This is a genomic window from Enterococcus sp. DIV1639a, assembly GCF_050530445.1.
GTDB lineage: Bacteria > Bacillota > Bacilli > Lactobacillales > Enterococcaceae > Enterococcus_B > Enterococcus_B hirae.
Window position 1 is genome coordinate 1,734,744 of record NZ_CP172886.1, and the last position, 12,647, is coordinate 1,747,390.

The following is a 12,647-nucleotide window of genomic DNA, read 5'->3' on the forward strand; positions in this document are numbered from 1 at the left end:
ACCTTCCTAACCTTCAATTAGCTCCTTGGTTTTCTTCGCAAAACCGTTATCTACGATTCCAAATACTTTGCGAGGCTTCCCAATCATCTGCGTGATTTCAGCTTCGGAAAATAGTTCAAAGCAAGGAACTTCATAATATGAACTCTTATCTTTCACTTTTTTCTTCGTATTCTCACTCGCATCATTTGCTACAAACACGATCTTTGCTTTCTGTTTACGAATGTCTGCAATGGTCAACTCCTCGCCGGTAATCAACTTACCAGCGCGCATCGCTAACCCAATGAGATTCATGGCTTTTTGCCGATTTCCTTCATTCATTTACCGAATAGCTCTTTTCGTGCTTTTTGATGGGTTACATAATCGAGTAACTCTTGGTAGAATTCATCTGTCAAAGTCGTTTCTAACGCCCGATCAAGAATCTTCTTATCCCAAGCTTGTTGTACCTCAGCTGGCTCAAGTGAGACATACGCACCACGGCCTGGCATTTTCCCAGTGGGATCAATCGATACTTCCCCTTCTTTGGAACGGGTAATTCGAATCATCTCTTTTTTGGGTTTCATTTCACCTGAAACCACAGATTTGCGTAAAGGAATCTTCCTTTGTTTCATCTCTTCGCCTCCTAAGCTAATTGTTAAGCATCTTGATCCGTATTTTCAACTGTTTCATCGTTGAAAGCAATCGTTTCATATTCATCATCTGTATAATCAGATTGAACGATCGCTTCATCATGAGCGACTTCTTCAGAAGCTACTTCTTGATCTTGCGCTTGTTTTTCATAATATTCAGCCATATCTGATTCTGACTTGATATCGATTTTGTGATTTGTTAGTTTGGCAGCCAAACGTGCATTTTGTCCACGTTTACCAATCGCTAAGGATAATTGGTAATCTGGAACGACAACGGTACAAGCTTTAGGATTTTCTTCATCAAAAATCACATCGATCACTTGCGCTGGATTCAGAGCATTCGTGATAAATACCGCTGGATCTTCGTTCCACTCAACGATATCCATGTTTTCACCCTTTAATTCATTCACGATCGCTTGCACACGCTGGCCTTTTGGTCCAACACAAGTTCCAACTGCATCAATATTTTCATCATTTGAACGAACGGCTACTTTTGAGCGATCGCCCGCTTCTCTAGCAATGCTTACGATTTCAACGATCCCATCGTAAACTTCTGGCACTTCTTGTTCGAATAAACGGCGTAATAGATCTGGATGGCTACGGCTAACGAAGACTTGTGGACCTTTTGACGTATTTTCTACACGAGAAACGTACACTTTGATACGATCATGCGGTTGATAAAATTCATTAGGCATTTGATCTTGTTTCGATAAAACTGCTTCGATCTTTCCAAGATTTACATAGATATATCGTTTATCTTGACGTTCAACGATACCTTGCATAATGTCTTTTTCATACGCGCTGAACTCATTGTAAATGATGGTTCTTTCTGCTTCTCTGACACGTTGTAAAATAACTTGTTTTGCTGTTTGTGCAGCAATTCGTCCAAAGTCTTTTGGTGTCACTTCAAAACGGATGGTATCACCAATCTCATATGCCGGATTAATCAAAAGCGCATCTTTTAATGATACTTCTAATTGTGAATCCATTACTTCTTCAGTAACTTCTTTCACAGCATAGACGTGAATTTTCCCTTTCTTTTGATCAAATTCAACTTCAACATTTTGAGCTTGACCATAATGGCGTTTGTATGCAGAAACTAAAGCAGCTTCTAAAGCGTCGATCACGATTTCTTTTGAAATCCCTTTTTCAGCTTCTAATGCATCTAATGCGTTTAGCATTTCTTTACTCATTTTTCTGTTTCCTCTCCGTGATTAAAATTGGATCGCTAAGCGAGCTTTGGCAATATTTTTTCGGTCAAGAATTAATTCTTTTTCCCGTGTTTTTATGCGTATTTTCAATATCAGCTGTTCAGCATCAACTGATTGGAGAAATCCTTCATATTGTTTTTCTCCATCAACTGGTTGATAAAGAGAAACATGGATATATTCTCCAAGCGCTTTTTCGTAATCTTTCTCTTTTTTTAATGGGCGTTCTGCCCCTGGAGATGATACCTCTAGAAAATAAGCTTGTGGGATAGGATCTGGATCTGCTGCATCAAGTTTTTCGCTAAGTTTTTCGCTAACCCATGCACATTCTTCGATATCGATTCCGCCATCTTTGTCAATGAATACTCGTAAGAACCAACTTTTGCCTTCCTTCACAAATTCTACTTCGACAAGTTCAAAATTTTGTTCCTCTAAAATCGGAGTCACCATTGCTGTGACTGTTTCAACGACGCTACTCAAAAAGTTCGCCTCCTTAAAATTGCTTCCGTAATTCCATTAAAAAGAGTGAGCGAAAATTCCGCTCACTCACAGTTAGTATCATTACCTATAAATAACTATACCATATTTCATTTAAAATGACAAGCTTCCACGCTAACCCTTGATTAGAACATATCAAACAAGGAAAGTTGGTTTTCATCTGGAAGGTCTTTCAATACCCCGTTGTCGTTCATATACTCAATCAACGTTTTAGAAACTTTTCCTCGTGTAGCAAGATCTTCTTTTGATAAGAATGGTCCATCTTTTCGTGCTTCAACGATTTGTTTTGCAACGTTTGTTCCTAAACTTGGGACAGCTCTAAATGGTGCGATCAATGTGTCTCCTTCGATCACGAAGTTCACGGCATCTGATTTATATAGATCGATCATGCCAAAATGGAAGCCTCTTTCCAACATTTCATTCGCTAATTCAAGGACGGTCAACTGATTTTTCTCTTTGACTGAGGCATCCAAACCTTTATCTGTGATTTCTTTCATCGCTTGTTTTACCGCATCTTTCCCTTTACACATAGCCACAAGATTAAAATCATCCGCTCGAACTGAGAAATAGGCACAATAGTATAAAATAGGGAAATAGACTTTAAAATAAGCTACACGTAAGGCCATCAAAACATAAGCCGCTGCATGGGCTTTTGGGAACATATATTTGATTTTAGAACAAGAATCAATGTACCAATCAGGAACATTGTTTTCTTTCATGGCGGATAGATAGGTTTCTCGTAATTCATCAGGGATCTTGTTCCATAGCCCTTTACGAACGGTTTCCATAATCTTAAAAGCCATCCCACTATCTAATCCAGCATGGATCAAGTAAACCATGATATCATCCCGACAACCAATTACTTCAGCCAAAGTTGCATCCCCACGTTTGATCAATTCTTCTGCATTGCCTAACCACACATCGGTCCCATGTGATAATCCGGAAATCTGTAAGAGTTCAGCAAAAGTCGTTGGATGTGTTTCTTCCAACATTCCCCGAACAAAGCGTGTCCCAAACTCTGGGATACCTAGTGTCCCTGTTTTAGAATAAATCTGTTCACTGGTAACGTTCAAGACATCTGGACCGGCAAAAATTCTCATTACTTCTGGATCGTCAGTTGGGATCGTTTGTGGATCGATTCCCGATAAATCCTGCAACATACGGATTACTGTCGGATCATCATGTCCCAGAATATCAAGCTTCAGTACATTATCATGGATAGAATGGAAATCAAAATGCGTTGTTTTCCATTCTGAATTTTGATCATCTGCTGGATATTGGATCGGTGTAAAATCATATACGTCCATGTAATCGGGAATAACGATGATCCCCCCTGGATGTTGTCCAGTCGTTCGCTTCACGCCAGTCGCACCTTTGGCTAATCGATCAACTTCAGCACTGCGAAATTGTAAATTATGATCTCGCTCATAACCTTTAACAAAGCCATAAGCTGTTTTATCGGCAACTGTACCGATTGTTCCTGCTCGATAAACATATTCTTCCCCAAACAAAACTTTCGTATAGTTGTGCGCTTCTGCTTGGTAATCACCTGAAAAGTTCAAATCGATATCTGGTACTTTGTCTCCATGGAACCCTAAGAACGTTTCAAAAGGAATATCATGGCCATCTTTATTTAATCGTGCGCCACATTTCGGACATTTTTTTTCAGGCATATCAAACCCCGAACCGTAAGTACCATCTTCAAAGAATTCTGAATACTGGCAATCAGGACAATAATAGTGAGGGGCTAATGGATTTACTTCAGTGATCCCAGTCATCGTTGCAACAAAACTAGAACCAACTGATCCACGTGAACCAACTAAATAACCATCTTCGTTACTTTTATGCACCAGTTTTTGCGCAATCAAATAGATCACAGAAAACCCATTCCCGTTGATCGAATTCAATTCTTTTTCTAATCGTTTTTCAATGATTTCTGGTAATGGATCACCGTACAACTGTTTAGCTCTGGTATAACTCAAATCAGAAATCTCTTCTTCAGATCCAGGAATTTTTGGCGTATACAAATCATCTTTCACCGGAATGACCTCTTCACAAAGGTCAGCAATCTTATTCGTATTGTCAACGACGATTTCTTTCGCTAGATCTTTTCCTAAAAAGTTAAAAGCAGTCAACATCTCATCTGTTGTTCTAAAATGCACATCAGGCAAACTATGTCGGTTCAACGGATTAGCCCCACCCATTGAATTAATCAAAATCTTCCGATAGATTGCATCTTCTTCATTAAGGTAATGAACATTCCCAGTAGCAACGACGATTTTGTCCAATGACTTTCCGATTTCAACTAGATTTTTGATGATTTCTTCTAAATCATGTTCATTTTTGACTAGTTCTTGCTCAAGCAATGGTGCATAGACCGCTTTTGGCATCACTTCAATATAATCATAAAACTTTGCTCGATTTCTAGCTTCTTCAATTCCTTTTTGCATCATTGCTTCGAAAATCTCACCTTTATCACAAGCAGAGCCAATGAAAAGATTCTCACGTAATTTCTTCAGTTGTGAACGAGGAATACGTGGGACACGTTCAAAATATTCCACATTCGACATCGAGATTAATTTGAATAAATCTTTTAATCCAGCTTGATTTTTCGCTAAGATCGTCACATGAAATGGCCTTGCTCGTTTATACGAATCGCCTTCTCCCACATGAGCATTGAGTTGATCATGGTAGAGCATCTCATGGTTTTCCATTGCTTCTTTAACGAAAATCCATGCTAAATGACCTGTCGCTTCAGCATCGTAAATCGCTCGGTGATGCTGTTCAAGACTGACACCAAATTTTTTAGATAACACACCTAGACCAAATCGTTTAAATTGAGGATACAGATATCTGGCTAATTCCAGCGTATCGATGACTGGATTCGTCGCCTCTGGAATTCCATATTTTGCATAACTTGTATTCAAGAATCCCATATCAAACGCGGCATTATGGGCGACCAGAATCGAATCTTTTGAAAACTCGAGAAACAGACGTAGGACTTCTTCTTCTGATTTAGATCCTCGTACCATTTCATCTGTGATCCCAGTTAGATCAATCGTTGTGCGGGAAAGTGGGTGTCCAGGATCAATAAATTCATCAAAGCTTTCAATGACATTCCCTTTATACATCTTGACCGCAGCTAATTCGATGATCGTATCATAAACAGCAGATAGTCCAGTGGTTTCCACGTCAAATACGACATATGTTCCTTCATTCAAAGAAACATGTTCATCATTGTAAGCAATCGGCACACCATCATCTACAACATTGGCTTCAACCCCATAAAGAATTTTTACGCCTGCTTTTTTACCGGCACTATGCGCTTCAGGAAATGCTTGTGCCCCTCCATGATCCGTGATTGCAATCGCTTTGTGTCCCCATTTTCCAGCTTGAGCCACAAGGTCAGAGATACTATTGGTTGCATCCATCGTACTCATATTACTATGAACATGTAATTCCACTCGTTTCTCATCGTCAGGAGCATAGTCTTTACGAGGTGCATGCTTCACCTCAATGATATCTTGTGCATTCATCACCAGGTCTCGCACAAATGTATCTTCTTGGATACTTCCTCTAACTTTTAACCAGCTTCCTACGCTGATTGCATCAAAGATTTGTTCATCTTTTTCATTATTTGAAAATTTCTTAACAATAAAAGAAGAAGTATAATCGGTGATTTTTAACGTTAGGATCTTACGTTTTGAACGTAGCTCACGCACTTCTTTATCAAATACATAGCCTTCCAAGGTCACACGACGTTCTTCTTCAACGATATTGATCATTGGTATTGTCGGTTCATCTGCTGGAATATTACGACCTAACTGGATCGGTCCATCTAGTACAGGAAGTTGCTCTTTTCTTTCTTTTTTCTTTTGTTCATGGACAATCAAACTTTCCGCAGCTTGCTTCATGAACGCTTCTGCTTGTTCTTGCTTCCGCTCTTCAAACAGTTTTAGCACACGTTCTGCTTGTTCTTCATCAATTTCAGGTTCGATACGAAATTTAGGGAACCCGTAGCTGACAAACAGCGTTTCAACTAAAGGTAGATATTGTTGCTTTAAATAATTAATCGCGCCATTGCTATCGACTGGCAAGACAATTTTCTTTTCCTTCAATATAGGGACTTGTGTTTTTAAAACTTGTTGAGCCAACGGCGTATCGCATTGTTGGCTTTCTAAAGCTTGTGCCCAATAATCTTGTAATAATTTTTCATCAAACTGCTGATCATCAGCTTTGATAGTTAATCTGATCTGTGCAATATCTTTAAATGCCAGTGTCAAATTTTGGAGCAATGATCGATAAAGCATGATCGGTAAAATTTGAGTAAAGTGTAGGGTAAACTCCCACAATCTTGATTTGCGGTGAACCACTACACGCTCCATTTCGCCAGCAGAGATTAGTGGATGATTTTTTTCCACTTCTTCTAGTTGGATTTGTTCCAACAATTTTTCAAATAACTCTCGTTTTTCTGACAAAACCATACGCCCTTTCTGACGAGGACAAATCAATGCTATTTCATTTGAACCTCTTCTTCTTTCAGTACTATTTAGTATACCCGTTTTTACATGGATTTACATTAAAAAAACGACAAAGAATTTTCTTTCTCGTTCTAAATCGTTGATTACTTAGCTAAATGAATCCTCACAACGTAAGCTGATTGGTACTCCTTGCTCTTGCAACGTAGTAACATGCAGTTCGCCCCAATCACATAACGCATCTAACACACTACTTAATGTTTGACCATATTCACTTAAGGAATAAACAACTTTTGGTGGAACCTGATGATATGAGGTTCGTACAACAATACCGTCTGCTTCTAATTCACGCAATTGTTGAGTCAACATCTTTTGGCTAAGATTAGGAATTTTTCGTTTTAAGTCGCTGGGACGAAGCGGACTGTGACGCAGGTTGCATAAAATAATCGGTTTCCATTTCCCACCGATAACATCCATCGTGGCTTCTACACCAATATTATACGTTTTTTCAATCATATTTCCCTCCTAAAATCCTTTTACTATCCAATAGTTACTTTTTAGACACTATAGCACAATAAAGTAGGTACTATCTATTAGAGCCTATCTAGTATACATTATATCTATTGAAAATTAAAGGAGGAGTATAGATGATCCATTCATTGAATGATCGAATCATGTTAAATAACCAAATAGAAATTCCAGGGATAGGACTTGGTGTCTTTCAAATCCCTGATACCCAAACTGCTGAAGTAGTCAAAGAAGGCATTGTAAAGGGCTATCGGTTGATTGATACTGCTCAAATATATGATAATGAAATTGGTACAGGAATCGGAATCAAAGAAGGGCTGAAAGCTGCTGGAATTTCTCGAGAAGAACTATTCGTAACCTCCAAAGTCTGGAACGATCATTTAACCTATGACGAAACGATCCAAGCTTTTGAAACCAGTTTAGCACGTCTAGGACTAGACTATCTAGATCTTTATTTAATCCATTGGCCTGGCGAAGATGCATTTTTAGAGTCATGGCGTGCTTTGGAACAATTATATCAAGCGGGGAAAATCAAAGCGATTGGTGTTAGCAATTTTCAAATCACTCATTTAGAAAAATTATTGACACATGCGAATGTCATTCCCGTTCTCAACCAAGTGGAACTACATCCAAAGTTATCTCAAATTGAACTACGCAATTTCTGCGCAAAACATGCAATAAAGATCCAAGCGTGGTCCCCTTTGATGCAAGGGAAACTATTGAATCACCCAACTATAGTAGAGATTGCTGAAGCGCATCATATTACTCCAGCCCAAGTAATCTTACGTTGGGATGTCCAACAAGAAATCTTATTAGTGGTCAAGTCAGTTAAGCCCGAACGAATGAAAAGTAATGCTGACATTTTTGATTTCGTTCTTTCTGAAGATGAAATGACGGTTTTGAATGCTCTGAACGATCATTTTCGGGTAGGACCAAATCCTGATACATTCGATTTTAAATAAAGGAGGAAGATGTAAGATGGAACTAGGTTTATCTCATAAGGTTGCGTTAGTCACTGGCTCAACAAAAGGCATCGGAAAGGCCATTGCGATCGAATTGGCAAAAGAAGGTGCAGATGTCATCATCAATGGTCGTCACGCACCGCTTGTTGATCAAGTGGTCACTGAATTAAAAGAAAAATTCCCCCAAACTAATCCTCAGCGTGCGCCATTTGATTTAGCAGATCCAGAAGCACGGCAAGAACTGTTTACGCAATTTCCTACAATAGATATTTTGATCAATAATATGGGGATTTTTGAACCGATGGATTATCTAGCTATCACAGATGATATTTGGGAACATTTTTTCCAAGTCAATGTTCTTGCTGGAAATGCATTAGCCAAAAATTATTTACCTAAAATGTTGAAGCAAGATTTTGGTCGTATCCTTTTTATTGCCAGTGAAGAAGCAGTGATGCCTTCAGGTGAAATGGCTCAATACAGTATGACCAAAACGATGAATCTTTCTTTAGCAAAAAGTTTATCCAAATTGACTGTTGGCTCTCAAGTGACCGTCAACACGATCATGCCTGGCTCCACCTTGACAGAGGGCCGTTCAAGAAATGTTAACAACAATGTACGCAGACAGCCAATTGCCTGAATCTGAATGGGAACAAGATTTTATGAAAAATCATCGTCCACTCTCACAGATCCAACGCTTGATTCGACCAGAAGAAATCGGGCGTTTTGTTGCATTTGTTTCTAGCCCCTATGCAACTTCTTTTTCTGGCGCTGCCTTGCGACTTGATGGAGGATTGGTGCCAACAATTTATTAAGAACGATTTTGTAACACAAATCAATTTCTTCTTATTAAAGAGCCAGTATGATTTTTCATTCGAACAAATGTGAGAAACAAAAAACGAAGGATACCGAGCCAAAACTTGCCTCAGTCTCATTAGAAAAAAGACAAGCCCAACTATTTGTTAGGCTTGTCTTTCATTTCAAGCAAGAATTTTCTTTCTTAACTGTATTTTATTGATTTAAAAGAATGGGTAACGTATTTGCTAGCTCTTCTTTGCGAACTTCAACCATTTCCCCAGTTTTCTTAATTTTGACTTCAACGATACCATCCACCGCTTTTTTACCTACTGTAATTCTAATTGGACAGCCAATTAAATCGGAATCTGCAAATTTCACACCTGCACGCTCATTACGATCGTCAACGAGTACTTGATAACCAGCAGCCAACATCGTTTGTTCGACTTCTTCGGTTAAGTTCGTTTGGTTTTCGTCTTTTAGATTCATTTGAACAACATGTAAATCAAAAGGCGCGATTCCTTTAGGCCAGTTAATGCCATTTTCATCTGAATTTTGTTCAACGATTGCTGAAAGCAGACGACTTACGCCAATTCCGTAACAACCCATAATGACAAATTTTTCACGTCCATTTTCATCTAATACGGTTGCGCCCATTGATTCACTATAGCGTGTGCCTAATTTAAAGATATGTCCGATTTCGATTCCACGTGTAAATGCCAATACACCATTATTATCAGGTGATGGATCTCCTTCTTGAACAAAGCGAAGGTCTTCATATGAGATCACTTCAAAATCTCGTTCTGGGTTGACATTCACATAATGGAACCCAGTTTCATTCGCTCCAGTAATAGCGTTCGCTAAGTCTTGGACATGACGATCAGCGTAGACTTTTACTTCTTCTGCTACACCGATTGGACCAACAGAGCCGAAATCTGCTCCTAGGTATTTTTGAGCATCTTCTTCTGTTGCTTCTTCTAAGAAATCAACCGCTAAAAAGTTTTTCAGTTTCACATCATTGACATCGTGGTCCCCACGTACTAATACCAATACTGGGTTTTCGTCTGCCATAAATAAAACAGATTTGATGATTTTTTGTGGTTCAGTTTCAAAGAAGTTCGCTACTTCTTCAATCGTTTTTACATCTGGTGTCGCAATTTTTTCTAATTCAAGTTGTGTTTCATGTGATTTTTTAGGGACATAATAACTTGTCGCCATTTCTAAGTTAGCGGCATAATCGCTTTCTGTTGAGTAACAGATCGTATCTTCACCGATTTCTGAGATCGCCATGAATTCTTTTGAATCTTTACCACCCATTGCGCCACCATCACCAATGATTGCTCGGAAATCTAACCCACAACGTTTGAAAATCTCAGTATATGCTTTTTCATAATCTTTATACGCTTCATCTAAACTTTCTTCTGATGAATGGAAAGAGTAAGCATCTTTCATAATAAATTCTCTGCCACGTAATAACCCAAACCGTGGACGTTTTTCATCACGATATTTTGTCTGGATTTGGTAAAGGTTCAACGGCAATTTTTTATAGGAATTGACTTCATTGCGAATCAATTCAGTAAATGTTTCTTCATGAGTTGGACCTAAGATCATTTTGCGATCATTACGATCATTGAGACGATATAAATTTGGGCCGTAAGTTTCATAACGACCAGATTCTTCCCACAATTCCGCAGGTAAGAGAGCTGGCATCAACATTTCGACAGCGCCAATCTTTTCAAATTCTTCACGCATGATCGTTTTTAATTTTTCCAATACACGATTAGCAAGAGGCAAATAAGAATAAATACCAGCTGAAACTTGGCGAATATACCCTGCTCTTAATAAAATTTGATGACTTAGTACTTCTGCATCATTTGGAACTTCTCGTAATGTTGGAATCAACATTTTTGATTGTCTCATTCTATATACTCCTTCATTTCTCATATAATCATTTATCGTTTGTAATTATACCCTATTTATAAACTTTTTCTAGAAAAAGAATCGTTGGATATCATTCCATGTGACTAATACCATTAAAAGCATCAATAAACCGAAGCCTGCTAATGTGATAAAGCCTTCTTTTTCTTGGCTGATTGGTTTTCCACGAATCCCTTCCACGACGTTCAAGACAAGCTTTCCTCCGTCAAGCGCTGGAATTGGTAATAAGTTAACGATTCCCAAATTCATCGAAAGAATGGCCATCAAGCTAATGACCGTTAATATTCCTTGATCTGCAGCTTCTGAAGATAATTGGAACATCATTACAGGACCGCCCAATTTATTTAAACTAAAGTTTGTAAATAATGAGCCTAGTGCTTTAAAAATTTCTAATGAACTACTGAAAGCTTGTTGTGTTCCTCCAATGATTTTGTCAAAAAATCCCGTTTTCATTGGTGCTTTGATTCCTAATTGCCCATATTTTTTTCCATTCGATTCTACCACGCCTGGTGTTACTGAAAGGGTTTGTTTCTGACCATTGCGCTCGACTTCAACATTGAGTTTTTTCCCAGGATTCTCGGTGATCGTAGCCGTTAGATCTCCCCAAGAATGAATGGCATTTCCATTGATCTCCAAGATTTTATCATTTTCTTTTAAACCAGCAGTTTGTGCTGCACCATTAGGTAAGACTTCGCCAATTTGATTCGTGTTAGTGACTTGAACTCCGCCATGCATAAAAGCAAGCAGAATAAATAACAAAATAGCTAACAAGAAATTATTCATTGGTCCTGCGAAATTCGTCAACATCCGTTGCCATAATTTGGCTGATTGGAACTGCACGTCTTTTGGAGCGATTCGAAGTTCTGTGCCATCGGCTTCAATGATTGAAGCATCATGCGCGACAGAATAAGTCACTTCTTGTTCTTCCTCGCCATTGACATAGCCAGTAATCGTTAATTCTTCTTCAAGATCATAACGAATCAATTCCATGGGGATACTATTTGTAAGCTGTACTTTTTTACTTAAATTGATTTTCTCTACGATACCATCAGAATTTAATAAAAGAGATAACGGCATTCCCGGAGCCATCTCTGTTTCATCGTCCCCGTTTCCTGCCATCCTCACATAACCTCCGATTGGCAATAAACGTAGTGTATAGGTAGTTCCGTCCTTAGCTTGATGCCCATAAATTTTGGGTCCCATACCAATTGCAAACTCTCGAACGAGAATTCCTGATCGTTTCGCAAAGAAGAAGTGTCCAAATTCATGAACAATGACCAAAATGCCAAAAACAATAATAAATGTAATAATTGTTTTCATTTTACATTCTCCTTTACTTTTTTTTAGGTTAAATAAAACATCTTAATTTTACCATATTAATAGCTATTCACCAATAGCCCTAGTTTTTTTAAAGAAAAGAGGTGGCGCTGGAAATAATCAATTTTTAGAAATAAGCCGAATAATCCAAAACTATTTTTCTTCTGGATTATTCGGCTTATTTTCTGAACGAACAACTTCTAAGACACCACGTATTCTTTTTTGAGTAAGATGTGAACATAAAGCTCGCATATTGATTTGAAAAAAGATAATGCTTCATTCCCATACCCATATTTAGTT

The 12,647-nt window shown here is 38.4% G+C and carries 9 protein-coding genes and 1 pseudogene; 2 read left to right on the forward strand and 8 right to left on the reverse strand.

Annotated elements, in window-relative coordinates; all coding sequences use genetic code 11:
• Positions 1–6: 6 nt before the first annotated feature.
• The 6 genes from IGJ32_RS07750 to IGJ32_RS07775 form a co-directional block, all read right to left on the reverse strand.
• Positions 7–318: a YlxQ-related RNA-binding protein gene (locus IGJ32_RS07750; RefSeq protein ID WP_010718885.1), complete on the reverse strand. Its 312-nt coding sequence runs from the start codon at positions 316–318 to the stop codon at positions 7–9.
• Positions 315–608: an RNase P modulator RnpM gene (rnpM, locus tag IGJ32_RS07755; RefSeq protein ID WP_010718884.1), complete on the reverse strand. Its 294-nt coding sequence runs from the start codon at positions 606–608 to the stop codon at positions 315–317. The genes IGJ32_RS07750 and rnpM overlap by 4 nt, the downstream gene beginning before the upstream one ends.
• Before the next feature lie 23 nt (positions 609–631).
• Positions 632–1,819, reverse strand: a complete 1,188-nt coding sequence (gene nusA, locus IGJ32_RS07760) for a transcription termination factor NusA (RefSeq protein WP_010718883.1) — start codon at positions 1,817–1,819, stop codon at positions 632–634.
• Between the two features lie 21 nt (positions 1,820–1,840).
• Positions 1,841–2,314 (reverse strand): ribosome maturation factor RimP, encoded by a 474-nt coding sequence (gene rimP, locus IGJ32_RS07765; protein WP_010718882.1) that lies wholly within the window; start codon positions 2,312–2,314, stop codon positions 1,841–1,843.
• 143 nt (positions 2,315–2,457) lie between these two features.
• The gene (locus IGJ32_RS07770; protein WP_034698557.1) at positions 2,458–6,810 is read right to left on the reverse strand and encodes a PolC-type DNA polymerase III; all 4,353 of its coding nucleotides are present in this window, start codon (positions 6,808–6,810) and stop codon (positions 2,458–2,460) included.
• Positions 6,811–6,960: 150 nt separating this feature from the next.
• Positions 6,961–7,326: a winged helix-turn-helix transcriptional regulator gene (locus IGJ32_RS07775; RefSeq protein ID WP_010737776.1), complete on the reverse strand. Its 366-nt coding sequence runs from the start codon at positions 7,324–7,326 to the stop codon at positions 6,961–6,963.
• 131 nt (positions 7,327–7,457) lie between these two features.
• Between IGJ32_RS07775 and IGJ32_RS07780 the strand changes: the two genes are divergently transcribed.
• Both IGJ32_RS07780 and IGJ32_RS07785 read left to right on the forward strand, forming a co-directional pair.
• Positions 7,458–8,300: an aldo/keto reductase gene (locus tag IGJ32_RS07780; RefSeq protein ID WP_342082002.1), complete on the forward strand. Its 843-nt coding sequence runs from the start codon at positions 7,458–7,460 to the stop codon at positions 8,298–8,300.
• Positions 8,301–8,316: 16 nt separating this feature from the next.
• A pseudogene (locus IGJ32_RS07785) lies at positions 8,317–9,112 on the forward strand (SDR family NAD(P)-dependent oxidoreductase).
• Positions 9,113–9,308: 196 nt separating this feature from the next.
• Here IGJ32_RS07785 and IGJ32_RS07790 read toward each other — a convergent pair.
• Together IGJ32_RS07790 and rseP are read right to left on the reverse strand one after the other, a co-directional pair.
• On the reverse strand, positions 9,309–11,012 hold the full coding sequence (locus tag IGJ32_RS07790; RefSeq protein WP_010718877.1) for a proline--tRNA ligase: 1,704 nt from the start codon (positions 11,010–11,012) through the stop codon (positions 9,309–9,311).
• A gap of 69 nt (positions 11,013–11,081) precedes the next feature.
• A complete protein-coding gene (gene rseP / locus IGJ32_RS07795; protein WP_010718876.1) occupies positions 11,082–12,350 on the reverse strand; it encodes an RIP metalloprotease RseP in 1,269 nt (422 codons plus the stop codon).
• Positions 12,351–12,647 lie beyond the last annotated feature (297 nt).

Bases quoted from the DNA above. Each gene is read 5' to 3' on its own strand.
- IGJ32_RS07750 (WP_010718885.1), bottom strand. From the start codon at position 318: ATGAATGAAGGAAATCGGCAAAAAGCCATGAATCTCATTGGGTTAGCG.
- rnpM (WP_010718884.1), bottom strand. From the start codon at position 608: ATGAAACAAAGGAAGATTCCTTTACGCAAATCTGTGGTTTCAGGTGAA.
- nusA (WP_010718883.1), bottom strand. From the start codon at position 1,819: ATGAGTAAAGAAATGCTAAACGCATTAGATGCATTAGAAGCTGAAAAA.
- IGJ32_RS07775 (WP_010737776.1), bottom strand. From the start codon at position 7,326: ATGATTGAAAAAACGTATAATATTGGTGTAGAAGCCACGATGGATGTT.
- IGJ32_RS07780 (WP_342082002.1), top strand. From the start codon at position 7,458: ATGATCCATTCATTGAATGATCGAATCATGTTAAATAACCAAATAGAA.
- IGJ32_RS07790 (WP_010718877.1), bottom strand. From the start codon at position 11,012: ATGAGACAATCAAAAATGTTGATTCCAACATTACGAGAAGTTCCAAAT.
- rseP (WP_010718876.1), bottom strand. From the start codon at position 12,350: ATGAAAACAATTATTACATTTATTATTGTTTTTGGCATTTTGGTCATT.